The organism is Mucilaginibacter sp. (genome assembly GCF_039207105.1).
In the GTDB taxonomy this organism is placed as follows: Bacteria; Bacteroidota; Bacteroidia; order Sphingobacteriales; family Sphingobacteriaceae; genus Mucilaginibacter.
In genome coordinates this window covers 16,018-35,862 of record NZ_JBCECK010000007.1, presented here as the reverse complement: position 1 = coordinate 35,862, position 19,845 = coordinate 16,018, and the positions used below count along the sequence as shown (strand labels likewise).

Annotated in this window: 17 protein-coding genes; 5 read left to right on the top strand and 12 right to left on the bottom strand. The window is 40.5% G+C overall.

The window, feature by feature from the left end:
• Positions 1–8 precede the first annotated feature (8 nt).
• From AAGC65_RS02685 to AAGC65_RS02665, 5 genes are all read right to left on the bottom strand, one after another.
• Complete coding sequence (locus tag AAGC65_RS02685) at positions 9–908, bottom strand: patatin-like phospholipase family protein (RefSeq protein WP_343110861.1); 900 nt, start codon at positions 906–908, stop codon at positions 9–11.
• Positions 909–1,088: 180 nt separating this feature from the next.
• The gene (locus AAGC65_RS02680; protein WP_343110860.1) at positions 1,089–3,473 is read right to left on the bottom strand and encodes an ABC transporter permease; all 2,385 of its coding nucleotides are present in this window, start codon (positions 3,471–3,473) and stop codon (positions 1,089–1,091) included.
• 219 nt (positions 3,474–3,692) lie between these two features.
• Positions 3,693–5,558 (bottom strand): RagB/SusD family nutrient uptake outer membrane protein, encoded by a 1,866-nt coding sequence (locus AAGC65_RS02675; RefSeq protein WP_343110859.1) that lies wholly within the window; start codon positions 5,556–5,558, stop codon positions 3,693–3,695.
• A 12-nt stretch (positions 5,559–5,570) separates the two neighbouring features.
• Positions 5,571–8,828 carry a TonB-dependent receptor gene (locus tag AAGC65_RS02670; protein WP_343110858.1) on the bottom strand — a complete coding sequence of 1,086 codons (3,258 nt, stop codon included), beginning with the start codon at positions 8,826–8,828 and terminating at the stop codon, positions 5,571–5,573.
• Between the two features lie 621 nt (positions 8,829–9,449).
• Complete coding sequence (locus tag AAGC65_RS02665) at positions 9,450–9,941, bottom strand: hypothetical protein (RefSeq protein ID WP_343110857.1); 492 nt, start codon at positions 9,939–9,941, stop codon at positions 9,450–9,452.
• Positions 9,942–10,211: 270 nt separating this feature from the next.
• On the opposite strand from AAGC65_RS02665, the gene AAGC65_RS02660 reads away from it, so the two are divergent.
• The 5 genes from AAGC65_RS02660 (at position 10,212) to AAGC65_RS02640 (ending at position 15,584) form a co-directional block, all read left to right on the top strand.
• Positions 10,212–10,661, top strand: coding sequence for a sugar transporter (locus AAGC65_RS02660; protein ID WP_343110856.1), 450 nt, complete (start codon positions 10,212–10,214; stop codon positions 10,659–10,661).
• A 148-nt stretch (positions 10,662–10,809) separates the two neighbouring features.
• Entirely contained in the window at positions 10,810–13,239 is a 2,430-nt protein-coding gene (locus AAGC65_RS02655; protein WP_343110855.1) for an outer membrane beta-barrel family protein, read from the top strand.
• Between the two features lie 30 nt (positions 13,240–13,269).
• Complete coding sequence (locus AAGC65_RS02650) at positions 13,270–13,803, top strand: sigma-70 family RNA polymerase sigma factor (protein ID WP_343110854.1); 534 nt, start codon at positions 13,270–13,272, stop codon at positions 13,801–13,803.
• A 66-nt stretch (positions 13,804–13,869) separates the two neighbouring features.
• Positions 13,870–14,649, top strand: a complete 780-nt coding sequence (locus tag AAGC65_RS02645) for an SDR family NAD(P)-dependent oxidoreductase (protein ID WP_343110853.1) — start codon at positions 13,870–13,872, stop codon at positions 14,647–14,649.
• 59 nt (positions 14,650–14,708) lie between these two features.
• Positions 14,709–15,584 carry an RNA polymerase sigma factor gene (locus tag AAGC65_RS02640; protein WP_343110852.1) on the top strand — a complete coding sequence of 292 codons (876 nt, stop codon included), beginning with the start codon at positions 14,709–14,711 and terminating at the stop codon, positions 15,582–15,584.
• 50 nt (positions 15,585–15,634) lie between these two features.
• Here the strand turns inward: AAGC65_RS02640 and AAGC65_RS02635 are convergent, their stop codons facing one another.
• The 7 genes from AAGC65_RS02635 to AAGC65_RS02605 form a co-directional block, all read right to left on the bottom strand.
• Entirely contained in the window at positions 15,635–16,327 is a 693-nt protein-coding gene (locus AAGC65_RS02635; protein WP_343110851.1) for a type 1 glutamine amidotransferase domain-containing protein, read from the bottom strand.
• 52 nt (positions 16,328–16,379) lie between these two features.
• Positions 16,380–16,835 carry an organic hydroperoxide resistance protein gene (locus tag AAGC65_RS02630; protein WP_343110850.1) on the bottom strand — a complete coding sequence of 152 codons (456 nt, stop codon included), beginning with the start codon at positions 16,833–16,835 and terminating at the stop codon, positions 16,380–16,382.
• Positions 16,836–16,900: 65 nt separating this feature from the next.
• Positions 16,901–17,740, bottom strand: a complete 840-nt coding sequence (locus AAGC65_RS02625; RefSeq protein ID WP_343110849.1) for an SDR family NAD(P)-dependent oxidoreductase — start codon at positions 17,738–17,740, stop codon at positions 16,901–16,903.
• Positions 17,741–17,764: 24 nt separating this feature from the next.
• Complete coding sequence (locus AAGC65_RS02620; RefSeq protein WP_343110848.1) at positions 17,765–18,220, bottom strand: nuclear transport factor 2 family protein; 456 nt, start codon at positions 18,218–18,220, stop codon at positions 17,765–17,767.
• Position 18,221: 1 nt separating this feature from the next.
• Entirely contained in the window at positions 18,222–18,956 is a 735-nt protein-coding gene (locus AAGC65_RS02615; RefSeq protein WP_343110847.1) for an SDR family oxidoreductase, read from the bottom strand.
• A gap of 4 nt (positions 18,957–18,960) precedes the next feature.
• Positions 18,961–19,179, bottom strand: coding sequence for a 4-oxalocrotonate tautomerase family protein (locus AAGC65_RS02610; protein WP_343110846.1), 219 nt, complete (start codon positions 19,177–19,179; stop codon positions 18,961–18,963).
• Positions 19,180–19,207: 28 nt separating this feature from the next.
• A complete protein-coding gene (locus AAGC65_RS02605; protein ID WP_343110845.1) occupies positions 19,208–19,726 on the bottom strand; it encodes a YceI family protein in 519 nt (172 codons plus the stop codon).
• Between the last annotated feature and the right edge of the window lie 119 nt (positions 19,727–19,845).

The window sequence follows — 19,845 nt, the reverse complement described above, 5'->3', positions numbered from 1 at the left end:
ATATAGTTTTAGCCGGGTAAGGGGCTTTTGCCTTTAGTTTTAAACGCATCAATGCTTTTGCCGGCCGCGTATCTGCCTAACTTTACCATTTCCTGGGCCTTGTAAAAATCGTAGGCGCTGCAACATTCGCGGGAGATATTGATCAGGATATCAGGTGAATATTTTTCAAGAGATAACTGGGTTGTACGATAGGTTATTAAGCCTATGGTTTTATTGATCACATCAAAATAGCCAAACCTTTCCTTATGGCTGGTGGGTTTTATTTTATATAGGTGCCTGTAAAAGTTTCTGATCTTTTGTTGGTAAACAGAACGTTTTGCAGCTTTCCGGTTATCTGGAACCGATGGCTTATCAACCGCGGTGAGCGCGTTAACATTCACTACTACCAATATATCATCGGGATTTCTTTTTACATGCTCAATAGGTAGGTTATTAATAATACCGCCGTCAACCAATAAGCCATCGCCAGATTTTACCGGCGAGAAAAAGGTTGGGATAGCGATTGACGCTCTTACGGCCTCATACATACTTCCGCTGGTAAAAACCACTTCCTTTTTATTAATGATATCCGCTGCTACCGCTGCATAGGGTATACGAAGATCTTCAATGTTGGCATCTGAGATAAAGGATTGTAAGGAATTAAATAGCTTATCGCCCTTGATCAATCCATGCGACCGGAAAGTGAAATCAATAAGGCTGAAAACCTTTAGCTTATCCAGTTTATAGAGCCAGTTTTTATAGGCCTGTAGTTGCCCTAAAGTATATACCCCACCAACAACGGCCCCCATAGAAGTACCTGCTATAGAAGTTATGTTAAAGCCCTGTTTTTCTAATTCTTCAATTACACCAATATGTGCTATACCCCTGGCTCCCCCTCCTGATAATACTAAGGCTATATTTTGCTTCATTAATTAAACTCCTGCTTATTAATTTAATAGCAAAAGGTACATAAAATTATAGTACTACTTGAGTCATTCTACCCTAAAATCGCAAAATTAGATCACTGAAGTATTCTAACCAGGTTTTAAAACAAGGATGATTTGGTTTACTTAAAGTAAAATAACGGACAAAATCTTACATGAGTTTGGTTATTCTGCTTTCAAACTTTTCACCGGATTCGCTAATGCCGCTCTTATTGCCTGAAAACTTATGGTAAGTATAGTAATAAGCAATATGGCAACGGCTGAAATAACAAAAACGCCAAAGTTTATATTGACATGATATTCATAGTGTTGAAGCCAATTTTGTAAAAAATATAAAGCAACAGGTGATGCGATCAAACAACTGATTATTACTAAAATAATAAAATCTGAAGATAACAAAAACCATACGCTGGCTACGCTTGCACCCAGTACTTTCCTGATACCAATCTCTTTGCTGCGCTGCTCGGCTATATATGCGGCAAGGCCAAATAACCCCAAGCACGATATAAAAATTGCCAGGCATGCAAAAATGCCGGCAAGCTTGCCAGCAAGCATTTCAAGCTTGAATTTATGGTTATATTCTTCATCGGCAAAGTGATAACTGTATGGATATGCCGGATTATAAGTATTGAAAATTTTTCCTGTTGTTTGTATAGCCTCGTGAGGTGTGACAGTAGCTGATAGCCGGTATATCAAAAAATTCCCTTCTTTGGCACGATTAAAAACAGTAGGTTCCGCCTGTGCAAAAGGTGAGCCCATTAAGGCATCCTGAACTACACCTATTATTCGGGCTGGCCCGTTAACGCCGTTAAATGAAATTGTCTGGTTTATAGGGTTTTTAAGTCCCATTCGTTTGACCGCCGCTTCGTTTATTATAATATTCAAAGAATCGTCTCGATAATTGTTAGAAAAATTACGTCCCATGATAAATTTCATCCCAACTGTTTGGAAGTAATTGTCGGATACAGAAATGCCTCCGGAATTTATGGCCTGATCTGGTGCGGTTTTTCCGGGCCATCTTTCAATGCTCTGATGATTTGATATAGCTGTTAATGAACTTGAAGTTGTTGCAAGGCTTTCAACCGCCCCCGATTGTAAAAGGTTGTTTTTTAATGCATCGTAATTTTTTACCAGATCGCTGCTCATTTCTGTAGTTACCAGCCTTTCCGAACTGTAGCCAACAGGCCTGTTTTTAACATGTTGTATTTGCTGATAAATAACAATAGTGCTTATAATTAAAACAATTGAGCATGAAAATTGAATTACTACCAATGCTTTTCGGGGAATGGCTGCGTATTTACCAACAGGAGTTCCACCTTTTAATACTTTAACCGGGTTAAAAGATGATAAATAAAATGCGGGTCTGCTACCAGCCAATAAGCCTGTAATTAATACATAAGCAATCATTACTGACCAAAATATACAGCTTTTGTAAGGTATATTAATTGAACTGCCTGTTAGGGCATTAAATGAAGGTAAGGCAAGTTGAACCAATAAAATGCTCAGCAACGAGGCTATAAAAGTAATAATAACTGATTCTGTTAAAAATTGGATTATCAGGTCAATTCGTCGCGATCCTATAGCTTTTCTTATGCCTACCTCCCTGGCCCGTTTTTCGGAACGGGCTGTTGCTAAATTCATGAAGTTTATACAGGCAATAAGTAGCACCAATATTCCGGTAACACTAAACATTCGTGTATATTCAATAAATCCACCCACAGCTTTGCCCTCTCTGAATTCTGAATACAAGTGCCAGTCACTTAATGGATGAAGAATAATTTCAGGCTTAATGTCCCGCATTTGTGGCGAATTATCATACAGGATGTTTTTTATTTTGGGTGCCAACTGTGCATAACTTGCGTTTGCTTGCAGTTCAACAAATATTTGTAGCGGGTTATTATTCCATTGTGTACTTGCATTTTTTATCCATTCTTCGGTTTGTAAACTGTAACTGAACGGAAGTATGTAGTTAAATTGAAGGGTTGAATTTAAAGGCACATTTTTCATGATGCCTGTTACCTTAACATAGTGCTTGTTATCTATTTTTATAGTTTTATTCATCGGATCGGTTTGGCCAAATAGTGCCTTCGCTGTCGATTCGGTTAACACTATTGAATACGGATCCTGCAGGACTGAATTGGCATCGCCTTTAATCAAAGGGTACCTGAACATTTTTAAAAAATCTGATTCTACGCTTGCACCCTTTATATACAGTTTTTTATCCCCCACTAAAAGCGCGTGCGGACCCATCCAATCAGATACAGCTACATGCTTAATTTCCGGGTAATTTTTTCTGAGAACTTCGGCTACAGGTATTGATATGGCATTCTGTGTGCCTTTACCACTTTTTTGAAGGGTATAATTTAGTTCAACCTGGTATAATTGTTTATATCCTGGTAAAAAACGGTCATACGAGTATTCGTTCACCACCCAAAGACCTATTAACAAAGCTACACCCATACCTATTGCCAGGCCAATTATATTCAGGGCACTATATGCTTTATGGTTTAACATATTGCGCCAAACAATTTTACAATAGTTCTTTATCATAATGGTAATGCTTTAATTAGGGGTTTTGGTATAACTGAAGCATTTATTTACTATGCAATAATTATTCTATTATTTTAAAGTGTTGATTTTTAGATTTTTGTAGTTGTTTGTTTTTGTGTTTATGTATCAAAACCGAACAATGAATGTTTAATACCGTTACAAAAAAATGCCGGATAGCAGATCTACCCGGCATTTTTTATTAAAGACATTTTGAAAAAATTAATAGCCTGGGTTTTGAATTAGTTTATTGTTTTTACTGGTTTCAACCTGGCTAAGTGGTAGAAAGTACATTTTATCCAGCCATTGGCGGTTTTCTATACCATTGTCAATGGTTGGGGTGTAGGTATAGGTATAAACGCTTTCGTCATGCTTGTAAGGCGATGGTGCGGTTTTACCCGGTTTCAAGGTACCGGTAACGGTCATGAATATCAATTTACGCCCTAAGGTGGTTGGGGCTATCATCCAGCGGCGCGCATCATGATAGCGTTGTTCTTCATAAACCATCTCTACACGGCGCTCGTTGCGATAACGTTGCCTCAAAGCATCGCCAGATTCGGTAATAGCGGGCATCCCGGCACGGAAACGGATCTTATTAAGCCAGGTACGAGCCTCGGCATCCTGACCTAATTCAATGCAGGCTTCGGCGTAATTTAGTACAGCTTCGGTATACCTGAAAAATGGCCAGGGGATAAATTGCTTGGTATTGTTATCTACCACGTTAGGATCAGGGTCGGTAAACTTACGCATGTAATAACCTGTCCAACTGCCGTTCCAGTTTTCGATGCTGCTTTGCCTGGTATCTAAACCCGCTAAAGTACCTGAACCAACCTGGTAGCTGCCGGTTTGAATTTGATTGGCAGGGTCAACGTTACCAGAAATTTTATCGCGTGGTTTCCATCCCGCGCCGTCAAACAAAATGCTGGCATACAGGCGTGGGTCGCGGTTGGTATAAGGGGCAGCCTTATCTGCCGGGTTATTCCAGTCAAACTTTCTGCCGTCAATGGTCTCATAGTCGCTCACCAGGTTTTCAACCGGGGTGTTACCAGCCCAGTTGTGGTAGCCGTTAGGGCCGTTATACAAACCTATGCTTTCGCCATTGGTTACCTGATTGGCTATAAAAAATCTTGCTAAGATAAGCTCGCTTGAAGCGGTTGCATCCACATCGGCACTTTTACTGCCACCGCCCATAGCCATAGAAATGTAGTTTTTCCTGCCCTCTTCAGGTGATACAGGCGCCGTTAAATTCAATTTATAACCTGTGCCGGCAGCATCTAACACAGCTTTGGCTGCATCCTTAGCTGCCTGCCAGCGGGCGGTTCTATCGCCACTGAGGTATCCCAAAAGTTCAGGATGTGCATAGCCGCTCATTACGCTTGATTTGGCTTTGGCTGTGGGGATGTCATGCAGGTCACTCGCAGCGTATAATAACACCCGCGATTTTAACGCCAGCGATGCTGCTACCGATGTACGGCCTTTATCAAGGGTCTGGCCTTTTAATAAAGTCGCGGCGCTGTCGCAATCATTGATAATAAATTTAACACAATCATCATAAGAGTTCCTGGCTACAGTATAGTCAGCTTCGCCCAGTTGGTATATTTTAGTTATTAAAGGCACACCTCCATAATAACGGAGCAACTGCTGATAGTAGTAAGCCCGTAAAAAGTGTGCTTCGCCTTGTAAACGACCTTTAAGTGATTGATCGATAGATGCAGCGGGAAGACTTTGCAAGGCAACATTGCATGACCTTATCTTGTTATACATGGCCCCCCAAACATAAGTACTGTCTGACCATCCTGTGTTGGTTGGTCCCAGGGTTCCTTCGTTAATGATATTGATGCTTCTGCCGGGGTGGGTAAACACGGTTTCATCAGATAATGAAGCCAGCATTTGCTCTTCAAAGCCACCGTTTCTTAAACCGGTATAAATATTATTTACAAAGGCTGTGGCAAGCGCCCCGTCTTTCCAGGTGTCTTCTGATGGCACCTCGGTTTGGGGCTTGGTATTCAGAAAATCCTTTTTACACGATGTAAACAATACACCCGTAACAGCTAATACGATTAAAATATGTTTAATTAAATTTTTCATGGTTTTTGACTATTAAAAGGTTACTCTAACACCTGTGTTCAAAATTCTCGATTGCGGATAATACTGTCCGTCGCCGGCCAGTGATTCCGGATCCCAGATGGATAGTTTATCCCAGGTGATAAGGTTTAACCCGCTTACATAAACCCGCAGGTTGCCGATACCTATTTTTTGAGCTATTGAAGGCGACAGGTTGTAACCTAACTCTACGTTTTTTAAACGGAGATAATTGGTGCTTCTGAAAAAGTAGGTGTTTGCGTTGTTACCGTTGGAGTACCAGGTATCGCCGCGATTGGCAATTCGTGGGTCAACGCTGCTTGGTTTGTCAACCGTCCACCGGTGGTCATAAGTGTATTGCAGATAGTTACCAATATCGCCAGATTCAGTGCTGATAGGCAGGTAACCACCGGTAGCGCCCTGGAACAGGATAGACAGATCAAAGTTTTTATATTGAAAGTTAAGCGCGAAACCGCCTGTAAAAGTTGGGGTTATGCCCTTATCTAACCTTGCCCGGTCGTCGCCGTTTATTTTTCCGTCGCCATTAATATCCTTAAACCTTAGATCGCCTGGTTTAAGCGCCGGGGTTACGCCGCTATAGTCCAGTTTGTTGGCATCAATTTCTGCCTGGTCTTTAAACACGCCATCGGCAGTATACAATAGCGGGGCACCAATGGGATGGCCTGTAGCAAACTGATAGGGTGGGGCACCGGGAGCTTCATCCTGAAAGATGATCTTATTTTTAGCATAGCCGCCATTTACACTTATATTGTATTTCAGTTCGCCTATTTTTCCTTTATAACCAATTTTAAATTCGTAGCCCTTATTATCAACTTTGCCAATGTTTTCTGGCGGTAATATGTTGCTTATACCTGTACTGGCCGGTGTTGAACCCTGCCTTGCCCAGAGTATATTGGTGCGTTTGTTGTAAAAATAATCAAACTCAAAGTTGATTCTGCCTTCCAGTAATTCGCCTTCCAGACCGATATCATAGTTGTTGGCCACCTCCCAGGTAAAGTTGGGGTTGGGTACACGAATTTCATACAGGGTTTTGTTAAGCTGGTCATTAAATACATAATTTCCAAAGCCGTAAGTTGAGCGATACTGATTTTCCTGTAATATATTATTGTAATAAGGTTCGGCACCCATTTGTCCGTATGAGCCTCTGATCTTCAGGTAATTGATAGCTTTGAAGTTGCTTTTCCAAAAATCTTCCTGCGATATGTTGTAGCCCAGCAATACACCCGGGAAAAAACCAAAACGGTGTGCCTCCGGAAAAATATAGGAGCCATCATAACGCCATAAAAATTCGGCCAGGTACTTTTGTTTGTAGTTATAAGCCGCGCGACCGAAATAACTTAAACGTGCCCGGTTGTACGCGCCGCCTGAGTTATCTTTTTCGGCATCACCACCTGCAAATAATTCATCGATGTTAGGCGAGATAAAATAACGGCGATAGGCGCTAAAGTTATCATCACTGATAGTCTCTCTTGAAACAGCAGCCATTAAGTTGATGGTATGGTCGCCAAAGCTGCGGTCGTAATTAATAAAGCCGCCAAGCAGAATGTTTACCTTGTTTTCATCACTCTGGTTCAAACGAGGGTCGGTAAAAGTTGAGCGAACACTGGGAGTAAGTACCGGGGTTTTACCATCAGCCTCAAAGCTTTTATGATCCCAGTAGTACAGTGTCCAGGGAGTTTGCCAAACCTTGTTACGCTGTATAAATTTATCCAGAGATGCCGTACCGGTTATTTTTAAACCCTCAACTCCCGGAACTTGTATCTCTAATTTTCCGTTTGTTTGAAAGTAATCGCGCCTGTCCCTATTGTAACCTGTTTTATTGGTTGTTATTACAATAGGGTTTTGGCCGTTTTCAATATCGGGGCCTGGTAAGCCGTTGGGCCAAACTTCCTGTTCTGTTGGTTTACCACGCATCAGCATCCTGAATATATCATGAGCGGCCTGGGTTGGGAAATCTCTGGCTTCTTCACGGGCGGTCATACCAATGCTGGCGTTAACATATTTGTTAACCTTGGCATCAAGGTTTATACGAAGATCGTACTGCTTGTATCCTGTTGCCGAGTTTTTATAATAACCATCTTGAGTGGTATAGCCCAATGAGGTCAGGAATTTTACATTTTCTGAGCCTCCGGTTAATTGGATATTATGGCGGCTTTGTGGTGCCCACGTTTTTAGTGTGGTGCCAAACCAGTCGGTATTGGGGTGGCCAAGCGGGTCGGAACCGTCACGGTATTTCTGAACATCAGCAGGCTGGAAAGCGGCTGTAATCACTTTGCCTCCTTGTTGTGTATAGCTACCTTTTGTAGTTAAAGCGTTCCAGGCGGCACCCCACTCAGAAACCGGAGTATCGCTATTATACAGGGTAAGTTCGTTGTTCATGGTAGCGTACTCAAAAGCATTGGCCATTTTAGGGATTACCGTTGCTTGTGCAAAGCCCTGATTAAAATCGTATGATAATACAGTTTTGCCCGATTTGCCATGCTTGGTAGTGATCAGGATAACACCGTTTGCAGCCCTTGAACCGTAAATTGCAGCTGAGGCATCTTTTAAAACAGATATACTTTCCACATCGGCAGAGTTTAAGCGCTCTAAACCTCCGGCCCTGTCAGGTACTCCATCAATTACCACAAGCGCATCGCTGTTGCCAAGGCTGTTTGTACCGCGGATGTGTATAGCCGAGCCATCATAACCCGGCTCTCCGCTTGATTGCACGGCTGTTACACCGGGTAAGCGACCTGCGAGGGTATTGGATAAGTTTACAGTAGGTGATTTTTCAAGGTCGGTTCCTTTAACTGAAGCTACCGAACCGGTTACGGTTACCTTTTTTTGCACGCCATAGCCCACAACAATCACTTCATTAAGTCCTTTTGATGATGATTGTAGTTTTATGCTGATACTGTTTTTACCGTTCACAGGTACTTCAAGCGTATTATATCCGATGTAGGTTATAATAAGTGTGCCATTTTCGGGAGCGGTAAGTGTAAAGTTTCCTTTTACATCGGTAACTGATCCTGTATTAGTGCCTTTTACCGTTACTGATACACCTATCAGCTTTTCGCCGGTGGTTTGATCGGTTACGGTGCCAGTGATCTTAATGGGAGCGTTGCTTGGTTTTTCTGCTTTTGGGGTAACTATTGTTTTATTTATTACACCGGCATAAGATAGATTTGTAAATATTATAGCTATTAATAACTGGTACAGTATGTTTTTAGAAATTTTTAGCAGGTTTAAATTCTTACATGATTTGTATTTCATATTAGATAAGTTTGGTTTAATTAATATTTAATGCGTACTGTAAAAAGATGAGTTTTAGGAAAATATGCATCCTGATAATTTTCCTGACGTTAATTTTGGGGTAGTTAGTTTGGTTTTTCTTTCATAGGGGGTGATTAGGTTGTTTTTACAATCGGTTAATTAGGTGTTGCGTTTTAAGAAAAAACACAGATAACAACATCCTGGATTAGTGCAAATAATATGGCAGGCTGATGCGTTATCACCTAATTTAGGTAAGCATCAACTTTGATATTATCCCCTGATTTTTCCTGAAAATAGCTAACAAATACAGGCAGGTAGCTAATTAATACCAGTTAAATATGACGTTATCAGTGAATTTGGTTAAATAATTAATGTAGTTGCTACATTTATAATTGGCATGGCTAATATAATAATATTAGTTGCATAAAAAACCAAATTTTTAAGTAAAAGGAAAAAAAATACAATGCTATTTGCAATAAGGAATAGATTGTGGCGATAGATTAGAAAGGAATAAGCTTTAGGTGTAAAAAAAGGAGAAAACTGGAAATTCAGTTGAACTTCCAACTTCTCCATATTACAGTTAATTATGATGCTTTACAACGGGTACACTAAGTGAATGAATTATGGCATAGTTATGTCCGTATTTATTGTGTCATTAAGTACTATAACTGCATCTGCTGGTTTTTCATTAGTAAATATTTTGCTGATCCTGGTTATTTTCCATTCCTGTTTTTTGTTCTTTTCAATTGTTAGAAAATTTTCCTGTGTATATGCTTGGTAATTTAAATCAACAACCGCGATAACTAATGAATTGCTCTTTGCCAGTATCTGATAACTTGAGCTACAATCGCGTTGTATTATAGCATTCGTTTTCATGAATTCAACGAGGTCGTTTTTATTTTCTTCTATCAGGCTGTTACCTCGTGGTATGATCTGCACGCAATTATTGTCAAGCACATTATTTAACTTTTTGTAATTGGATGTTATTTGGCTTTCAATATAATCCTGAATTACAGCGTCGTAATAACTTGGTGCAGCAGCGATGGAGAAACTGCAAAAAAATGTGATTGAAAGCAGGGCAATCAGGCCTTTTATTCTAAAATTTGTTTTCATAGGGGTACATATAAATATTATGTGACAAAAATAATATGCCGCGTTTATATGAAGTATACTCTAAAAAGATGGTTTTTGCACCCAATATTAGTGATAAAACAAAGTCACGATAAGTATGTAAACAGGGCCGGATTGTTGTAAAAATTACCGTACAAAATGTTCATGAACCGCTATTGTCTCCAAAATCAATTATAAGGCATCTATTTCACCGAATATGGGGATATGATGAAAAAAAACAATGGCTTTTATTTGCATCAACAAATACCCCGTATGATAACAAATAAAATTTCATTAACAGTAATAGCCGTTATGCTTTGCTTGAGTTTAAAGGCACAAAATATATGCCCTGTAAAATGGGATTACTCCGTAAAAAAAATAAATAACACAGAGGCAATAGTTTGCCTTCATGCCAAAATTGATCAAGGCTGGCGTATTTATTCACAAAATGTAGGAGATGACGGGCCAATCAAAACACAATTTCGCTTTAAATCATCTGATGATTACGAACTCAAAGGTGGCACTATTGAACCCCGGCCAATAATAAAGTACAGTGAAGCTTTTGGCAGGAATGTAAGTTACTTTGAAACCGAAGTTACTTTTTTGCAAAAGGTAAAGGTTAAAAGATATGGCACCAGGGTAAGTGGATACATTAAGTACATGGTTGAAAATGAAAATATGTCTGTCCCGCCTGATGATGTGAGATTTAGCATTGTCCTATAAGTCTTCCTGCAAAATTTCTATCAACTATCAATACAGCCTCCTGCTGTTTGCGGTTTAGTTGAAAGGATAATATTAACTCCTTATTACTTCAGTCTGTGAAAGGGCCTGATCTGCCTTTTATTTTTTTCGCTATTAAAACAAATCATCTATGTTAAAAACGTTTATTGTATTCTTTTTTTTATTTATAAGCTCATTGGGATTATATGCACAAGGCATTCATTCCGCCATTAATATATCAGGCTCATTAACTAACGATCAAAACAAACCTGTAGACTATGCCTCGGTTAGTCTGCTACGTGCCACAGATTCAACAATTGTTAAAGGCGCATTAAGCAGTGAAACAGGATCATATATTTTTGAAAATATAAAACCCGGCAACTATGTTATAAAAGTTACCAGCATTGGTTATATCAAAGGCCTCTCCAAAACGTTTAATGCCACCGGTGAGGTAGGCACCATAACACTACCAACCCTGATTATGCATGAAGCGAGCCATAGCCTACAAACGGTAACTATTACCGCATCAAAACCATTGGTGGAACACCAAACCGACCGCGTGGTTATGAATGTGGAGGGCAGTATTTTAGCTGCAGGCAATTCTGCTATGGACATACTGCAAAGAGCACCTGGTGTAAGTCTTGATAAGGATGATAATATCAGTTTAAAGGGTAAGCAGGGTGTAACCGTAATGATCAATGATAAACTAACCTATTTGTCTGCAGATCAGTTGGCCACATTGCTGCGCTCTACCGATGGTAATACTATTCAATCCATCGAGATCATCACCAGCCCATCGGCTAAATATGATGCCTCGGGCAATTCCGGTATTATCAACATTAAACTCAAGCATAATAAGCAATCAGGTACCAGCGGTAGTGTGTCTCTTGGTGCTGTTAAGGGCGCTAAGTTTGGAGATAACACCACTATCACACTGAACCATAAAGAGGGGAACCTGAACGTATTCGGCTCGTTTAGTCATAACGATATTATTCGCGTAGGTGATATAACTTTAAATCGTATCATCAACAATGATGATGGTGGTTCAACTTTTTTCGATCAGGATATCCACCGTCAAAGCAATTCACATAATAATATTTACAGGTTTGGGGCCGATTATGAAACCTCACAGAAAAATACGATTGGTTTTAGCTTAAGCGGATATAATAACAGTTCAAAATGGAGGGCTGCCAATACAACCCAAATTCAATCAGTAAAAGGTATCGCCGATTCTTTGGTAACCACAAACTCCGATAACCCTAATACCTATAAAAACCTGGCTATAAATTTAAACGATAAACTCAAGATAGATACCAGCGGACAGGAACTAAACATTGATCTGGATTATGTAAAATATAATAACAACTCCTTTACTCAATATAACAACAACTTCTTTTTTGCTAATGGCAGTACACAGCATCCCGAGCAGGTGTTAACTAACAGAAGCCCGTCAAACATTGATATACGTACCGCGAAAATTGATTATGCAAAGCCGTTAAATAAAACTACTAAACTCGAAGCCGGTGTAAAATACAGCAATGTAAAATCAGATAATAACCTGCAGGCCCAGATATTGAATAACGGCGGTTTTATAAACGATACCACACAAAGCAACCATTTTATTTATACCGAGAAAATAACTGCCGGCTATGTCAATTTGAATAAGCAACTGGCCAATACATCTGTACAGTTAGGTTTACGGTCAGAGTATACACAATCAAGCGGAAATCTTATCGGGCGTAACACAGTAAACAGACATTACATTGACTTTTTCCCTAATGTGTTTATTAACCAAACGCTCAATAGTAAAAATGAAATAAGTTTGTCATACAGCCGGCGTATTGACCGACCCGAATATGCCGATCTGAACCCATTTATATATTTTCTTGACCCATTTACCTTTAGGCAGGGTAATGCTTTTCTGAATCCTCAGTACACCGATAAATACGAGGCGAGTTATACCTACAATAAATCAATTAATGTAAGCCTTGGATACAACCATACCAGTAATGTTATTACAGGAGTTGTGCTAACCAGCGGTGATAAAACCTTTGCTACCGACAGGAATTTAAATTCTTATAATGTTTACAATGTTGATTTTAATGCTCCTTATACCATTACCCGGTGGTGGTCTGGCAATGTGGATTTTAATGGATTTTACCAGGAGTATAAAGCAGATACACTTGCCGGAAGCAAAGTAAATACCTCAAAAGTTGCTTTTGAGGCTAAAGCCACAGAAACTTTTTTGTTTGATGACTTCAAGGGAGAGCTTACCGGCTCCTATAATTCGGCATCTGTAAGTGGAGTAGATCATTTTAAAAAATACTACGGTATTGATGCGGGCATAAGCCGTTTGTTTGATCATAAAAAGCTGAACATCAAATTATCGGTAAGTGATATTTTTAATACCAGGAAATTTATTGTTTCGAGCCAGTTGCTAAGTAACTATACTTTTATGCAAAAATATGATACCCGAGTAGTCAGGCTAACAGCCACATATAATTTTGGAAATACCAAAGTGAAGGCACGACAGCACAGAAGTGGGGCAGACGATGAGGCTGAAAGAGCCAAGAGCAACTAATTATTAACAGCAGTTATTTATAAAGGGTTTATGAGCAAATTGGAGATTGAACAACTCATTAAAGAGTGCCTGGAGCCAAAGCGAAACGCTCAGAAAACCCTTTATCAGCTGTTTTACGGCCCGGCCATGAGTATTTGCCTGCGTTACTCGAATAACCGTAATGAGGCCGTCGAGATCATGAATAATGGATTTACTCATGTATTTACCAGCTTAAACGCATATGATCACCGGTATTCGTTTAAAAAGTGGGTAGGGCAATTTATGGTCAATGCTTCAATTGATTATTACCGCGATGATTTAAGAATGGTATTATCTGAAGATTTAAATGTAGCAGATTATCTGACACCTGAAGTTGACACCGGGTTGAAATTAAACAGCGATAACCTGCGGGCCGTTATTCGGCAACTGCATCCTGGTTTCCGCATTATTTTTAATCTGTTTGCTATTGATGGTTACTCGCATGATGAGATCGCGAAAATATTAAATATTGATCGAGAGGTGTCAGAATCTAACCTGTATAAAGCCAGGACACAATTGCATCAGATGATCCAGGAGTTGAATTGAGTTTACAGAGTTGTCACAGTTTTTTAAGGCTGCGTCTAAGTGATGTAAACATTAAAAAAAACAATTATGAAAACTACTTCATCTTTCGAATCAAAATCAGCAATCGTAATAGGCGGTACAAGCGGTATGGGCAAAGCTACAGCTCAGCAATTATTAGAGCAAGGCGCTAAAGTAACCGTGATTAGCAAAAGCCAGGCAAGTGTTGACGCTGCCGTAGCCGAGCTAAGCGCTTATGGTGACGTTTCTGGTGTTCGTCTCGACCTGACATCAGCTACAGATGTAAACAATTTTATCACCTCTTTGGAAAAAGACGATCAGGCGATAGATTACCTGGTTAACTCCTCCGGTATATTTGCTCCAAAACCATTTTTAGATAGTACGCCTGATGATTACGATTCTTTTCAGGATATTAACAAAGGCTTTTACTTTATTACGCAGGCCATTGCCAAAAAAATGAAAGCTAATGGCGGTGGCTCTATTGTAAACGTAGGTTCATACTGGGCAGATCATGCTGTGAAAGGCACGCCAACTGCTGCCTATTCTATGGCTAAAGCTGGATTACAGGCTTTTACTAAACATATTGCTATGGAACTATCTGATGATAAGATCAGGGTAAATGCCATTGCTCCAGGTATTGTTGAAACCGGGGTGTTAGATGAGCTGATAGGCTCGGCAGAAGGTGTTAAAGACGCGTATTATGGGTTAAATAGCATCCATCCATTGGGCCGTAACGGACAGCCTCATGAAATAGCCGATGCCATATTGTTTCTGTTGTCTGACAATGCCGCATGGATCACCGGAACAGTTTTGGATATTGACGGAGGTATGGCAGCAGGCAGAAGTTAATTTAAATTTTTAAATTAGACTATAATTAGCATTAGTTCAATTCATAACACTTTGATATCATGTATCCTTTTATAGAAAAATATGATGAAAGTTTGGATAAGGCCTTAGTTGGGCAGGCTTGTGAAGGGTCAAGGCAGGCTATGGAAAAATTGGTTAAGCTGCATCAGCGCTTTATTTATAACGTGGCCTTAAAACTGGTAAGAGATGCAGATGACGCGGCAGACCTGACGCAGGAGATCCTGATCAAAATGGTTACTAAATTGAACTTATATAACGGCTCAAGCAGTTTCCGTACCTGGCTTTACCGCATAGTGACTAATCATTTTATCAGCACCAGGCGCAGAAAAGCCGAAAAAGAGGTGCTTTCCTTTGAGAAGATGGGCATTGAGATAGATGAACTACATGACAGCGAAGACATGAGCCCTGATGAGCAGCTGCAATACAGCGATCACATTACGGACGTGCGTAATAATTGCATGTCGAGCATGCTGCTTTGTTTAGACAGACAGCAAAGAGTGATCTTTGTGCTTGGTGGGGTATTTAATATCAAATCAACTATAGCTTCGGCGCTGCTGGATATTACGCCCGAGAACTTTCGCAAGCAGCTGTCACGCGCCAAGGCTGATCTGTTTCAGTTTATGGATCATAAATGTGGACTGATAAACCCGGATAACCCATGCAGATGCTTTAAGAAAACCAAAGGGTTTATGAAAGAAGGGAAGATAGATGCTGCTACACATACGTTTAAACAGGATTATCAGCAATCTATCCTTTCGGTAGCTGTGGCTAAGAATGAAGAATTGGATGATTTAATGGAAGGCAAATACCTGCAGTTTTTTACAAGCCAGGTTTATGCCGATACCAATGTTGGGGATACGCTCATTGATTCCTTACTTTTTGACCCGCAGATAAAAAGATTATTTCATTTAAATTAAAATACTCAGCCGGACAAGCTTAAATTGCCTGGCTGAATATTTTATATCTGTTACAACCTGGTGGCATAGTCAAGCAGGGTATGGGCAGCCAAAATAGAGGAAGCCGGATTTTGCCCGGTGATCAGGTGTCCATCGCGGGTAACAAATGGTCTCCAGTCTTCACCTTTTTGAAACTTGGCATCCCTTTGTTTTAACATGTCTTCTACTAAAAACGGAACCACATTTGTTAGTTGTGCTGTTTCTTCCTCGGTGTTGGTGAAGGCGGTTACCCTTTTTCCTTCTATCAGCCACCTGCCATCAGGCCTTCTTACATATTTTAAAGCCGCGGGTGCATGGCAAACTAATGTACAAGGTTTGCCTGCGAAGTAAAATGACTCAATAAGTTTTGCGGAATCCCGGTCTTCAGCAAGATCCCACATGGGGCCGTGGCCACCGGGATAAAAAACGGCATCAAAGTCTTTTTCCGAAACGCTGGTTAATTTTACAGTATTACTCAACCTATCCTGTGTTTCTTTATCACCGTAATATCTTATTGTGGCTTCTGTTTTATTTTCGGGCAGGTCGCTCTTAGGGTCAATAGGGGCCTGGCCCCCTTTAGGCGATGCAATAACAATTTGCTTGCCCATGTCATGAAGTGTATAATAAGGGGCCGCGAATTCCTCAATCCACAAACCTGTTTTTTTACCGGTGTTGCCCAACTCATCATGAGATGTAACAACAAACAAAATTTTGTTGATTTCCATAATTTAGAGGTTGTTTGGTTTTTAACTTTTGTGTCAGGAGTGTACTGTTAGTTTAAATCAAGTTGGTTTCAACTTTGATGTTGCCATGTGTTGCTTTTGAATAGGGACAAAGCAGGTGCCCGGCATCGGCAATTTCCCTGGCCATATCACGGTCCATTCCGGGCAGGCTCACATTGAGACGAACCTCTATAGAGTAATTATATTCTGGTGCAAGGCGAAGGTCAACCTCTGCATCAACAGAAGCCTCTGCCGGAAACCTCACTTTTCTTTGCCCTGCCGCTAATTGCAATGCACTGAAATAACAGGACGACCAACCGGCGGCAAACAATTGCTCGGGGTTTGTACCGTTGCCGGGAGTGCCGGGAACATTAAGTTTAATGTCTAAACGACCATCAGAACTGATAGATGAGCCGCCATCTCGGCCGCCGGTGGTGTGCGATTTTGCAGTGTAAATCACTTTTCCAATTTGGGCATCCACTTGTGGAGTGCTGGTGTTGCTTTGTTCCATTGTTTTTAATTTTAAATTGTTTGTATTCGTTATTTGAATATGTTTTATTTAAATAATTAATCGTGTCATTCAAAATCGGCCGATATGGTGGTTGCTTTCCATTGTTCCAGTTCGGCAGTCATTGTTTTTAATTTTTCTGAGGCCCGGTTGTAGGCATCTTGCCCCAGGTAAAGATGTACCGGAGGTTGCTCGCTTTCGGCAAGTTCTATTAATATTTCCGAGGCTTTTTCCGGACTGCCAGGTTGTTTGCCATCAGCTGCCAAATAGCGTTCCTGCGTGTTTTTAACAGCCTCGTAACCTTCAATTTTACTTTCTGTAAGTGCCAGCGAATCTTTGGTTAAAAAGCCGGTTCTGAAGCCAGAGGGCTCAACAACAGTTACGTTAATGTTAAACTCCTTAACATCTAATGCCAGCACCTCAGAAAACGCGGCCACAGCCGCCTTAGTAGCCGAGTAAACAGCCCAGCCCGGCGCGCCAACAAAGCCTGCTACCGAACCTATATTGATAATGTAGCCCGATTTCTGGCTGCGCATTACGGGCAAAATTCGCTTTACAACCTCTATGGTTGCCAGTACATTAACTTTAAAAATGTTGGTGATGTCTTGTTCTGCTATTTCTTCTACCGTTCCGGCCATTCCGTAACCGGCATTATTAACTACCACATCTATCCTGCCGAAAGCTGCCAGTGTTTGCTGTACAGATTCATCAATGCAATCGGGATTATTCAAATCAACCGCCAGCGGTAAAAATCGATCTTTGTCTATCAACCCAACAGCCTCCCTAAGCGTGCGTGCATCACGGGAAGTTGCGGCAACACGGTAGCCATTATCAAGCAATGTTTTTACCAGAGTTAACCCTAATCCGCGGGATGCTCCGGTTACATACCATACTTTTGAAGTTTTCATAACATTAAGGTATTGGCTGATAATTTATTGATTGGCTACATCAGTAAGCATTTTATTCACGATCAACCACTGGCCATCAATTTTGTGGAATGACAGGAATTCATCGTAATTAAAATCGTACATTTTTACATGAAGCTTTGCAACGGCGATAGAGTTAACCACATCAATGGAGATGATAGTGCCTTTAAATGGTTTGCCGGAGTCTTTTACACTTTGCCTGTTTTTTACACCATCAAGGTATTGTTCCAGGCTTTTGGCATAGGGTGCTCCTTTAATGTCGCCGAGTACCAGAGTGCCTGGATGATAAATATTTTTCAGTATATCGATATCACCCTCGTAAATACCTTTAAAATAATGATCTTCCAGTACACGGGTAATAGCTATTGAATCTTGCTGAGTAGTTTCCATTTTAGTTGTATGTTGTGCTTTTAATACCAGCATTGCGCATGACAAAAAAGCGGTTAATAAAAGCGTTTTCATATTAATTCAGGTTATGACCGGCGGCCATACCGCCATCTACATTGATTATAGCACCGTTGATAAAATTGCTTTTAGCAACCGCGTACACCATTTCTGCCACATCTTCCACTTCGCCTACCCGGTTAAGCAGGTGCAGGCCAGCGCCGGCATCAGCGTTTTTGCCATGCATTGGCGTACGTATCACGCCTGGAGCTATAGTATTTACCCTGATGTTATCATTACCAAACTCGGCAGCCAACTGTAGGGTAAGGGAGTGTATAGCTCCTTTTGAGGCAAGCGGTGCGGTAGATGGGGCGCCACCAAGTGCGTGATTAACCAATGGGGTACCTATGTTGATGATCACGCCATCGTGCTGCTTGATCATTTGCGGAATGATGGCCTGAGTAGTGAAAAAAGTACCCTTTAAATTAGTATTCAGAAACTGGTCAAGATAAGCTTCGTCAACTTCCAGAAATGGCTTAGTTTCATAAATGCCCGCGTTGTTCACCAGCACATCTGCCGAACCAAATTTTTCAACGGCCATAGCTAAGAGTTTCTCACCGGTACTTTTATATTTTACGTTGCCGGCTACCATAGCCAGGTTTTCGCCGCCACCCAATTCCTTGTAAACCTTTTCCAGTTTTTCGGCACTTGATGAATTGATCACCACATTGTCCCCTTTTTCTAAAAAGTGACGGGCTATTTCTTTACCGATGCCAGATGAGGCACCGGTAACTATGATGGTTTGCTTTTTCATGGGTTTATTTTTTATCGGCGGTTATGCCTTTTTCGCGTAGCACAGATACCTGTTCTCCGGCAAAGCCCCAGTCGTCCAGTTCAATTTCCTGTATCACCACATGGGTTAATTGAGGATCTTTATTTAATACATTACTTATCAGGTCGGTTACCCCTTTAATAATGGTTTGTTTTTGTTCTCTAGTAACACCTTCACGGGTTACTTCTATTTTAATATAAGGCATGATCTTAGTTTTTAATCTAAAGTTGTTTTTAGGCAGCTTTAGCGGTTACATTGATATTTAATTCAAAATTGTTGTAGATAAGGGTATCGCCCAGATCTTTAAAGAAGTTGCCTGAACGAAATTTCATTTCGTACAGCGTACGGTCAACAACCAGTTTGCCGGTTGCGGTTAACATATCACCATTTACATTGATAGCTGCATCAAAGCCAACAGGATGTGTGATACCTTTAATGGTGAGGTCGCCTTCAATGTGGTTACCAGAAACTGTGGTGATTTGATAGGTAGCTTCAGGGAATTTATTAATCGAAAAGAAATCGTCAGAAGCAAGATGGCCTGCAAACTGAGCATTAGTTTCAGGATCGGTTACATCCAGTATTTTGATGGACGTTGTGTCAATAACGATTGTGCCACCGGTAAGCTGGTCGTTGTTCAAAACAATTTCACCTTCTTTAATAGCGATGGTGCCGTGATGCGCGCCAGTTACTTTTTTACCTACCCATTCAATAGTGCTTTGGGTGTTTAAAATTTCAAATTTTTGAGTTTTCATTTTCTTTTGCGTTTGAATTACATAATAAATTTAGGGGGCGTTTTTTGGTTAGCAGCGTGATGTACATCACATAAAAATGAAGGTGTAACTATTTAACAAAGATTGTTTTAGGAGTATGG

Bases quoted from the DNA above. Each gene is read 5' to 3' on its own strand.
- AAGC65_RS02685 (WP_343110861.1), bottom strand. From the start codon at position 908: ATGAAGCAAAATATAGCCTTAGTATTATCAGGAGGGGGAGCCAGGGGT.
- AAGC65_RS02680 (WP_343110860.1), bottom strand. From the start codon at position 3,473: ATGATAAAGAACTATTGTAAAATTGTTTGGCGCAATATGTTAAACCAT.
- AAGC65_RS02675 (WP_343110859.1), bottom strand. From the start codon at position 5,558: ATGAAAAATTTAATTAAACATATTTTAATCGTATTAGCTGTTACGGGT.
- AAGC65_RS02670 (WP_343110858.1), bottom strand. From the start codon at position 8,828: ATGAAATACAAATCATGTAAGAATTTAAACCTGCTAAAAATTTCTAAA.
- AAGC65_RS02665 (WP_343110857.1), bottom strand. From the start codon at position 9,941: ATGAAAACAAATTTTAGAATAAAAGGCCTGATTGCCCTGCTTTCAATC.
- AAGC65_RS02660 (WP_343110856.1), top strand. From the start codon at position 10,212: ATGATAACAAATAAAATTTCATTAACAGTAATAGCCGTTATGCTTTGC.
- AAGC65_RS02655 (WP_343110855.1), top strand. From the start codon at position 10,810: ATGTTAAAAACGTTTATTGTATTCTTTTTTTTATTTATAAGCTCATTG.
- AAGC65_RS02650 (WP_343110854.1), top strand. From the start codon at position 13,270: ATGAGCAAATTGGAGATTGAACAACTCATTAAAGAGTGCCTGGAGCCA.
- AAGC65_RS02645 (WP_343110853.1), top strand. From the start codon at position 13,870: ATGAAAACTACTTCATCTTTCGAATCAAAATCAGCAATCGTAATAGGC.
- AAGC65_RS02640 (WP_343110852.1), top strand. From the start codon at position 14,709: ATGTATCCTTTTATAGAAAAATATGATGAAAGTTTGGATAAGGCCTTA.
- AAGC65_RS02635 (WP_343110851.1), bottom strand. From the start codon at position 16,327: ATGGAAATCAACAAAATTTTGTTTGTTGTTACATCTCATGATGAGTTG.
- AAGC65_RS02630 (WP_343110850.1), bottom strand. From the start codon at position 16,835: ATGGAACAAAGCAACACCAGCACTCCACAAGTGGATGCCCAAATTGGA.
- AAGC65_RS02625 (WP_343110849.1), bottom strand. From the start codon at position 17,740: ATGAAAACTTCAAAAGTATGGTATGTAACCGGAGCATCCCGCGGATTA.
- AAGC65_RS02620 (WP_343110848.1), bottom strand. From the start codon at position 18,220: ATGAAAACGCTTTTATTAACCGCTTTTTTGTCATGCGCAATGCTGGTA.
- AAGC65_RS02615 (WP_343110847.1), bottom strand. From the start codon at position 18,956: ATGAAAAAGCAAACCATCATAGTTACCGGTGCCTCATCTGGCATCGGT.
- AAGC65_RS02610 (WP_343110846.1), bottom strand. From the start codon at position 19,179: ATGCCTTATATTAAAATAGAAGTAACCCGTGAAGGTGTTACTAGAGAA.
- AAGC65_RS02605 (WP_343110845.1), bottom strand. From the start codon at position 19,726: ATGAAAACTCAAAAATTTGAAATTTTAAACACCCAAAGCACTATTGAA.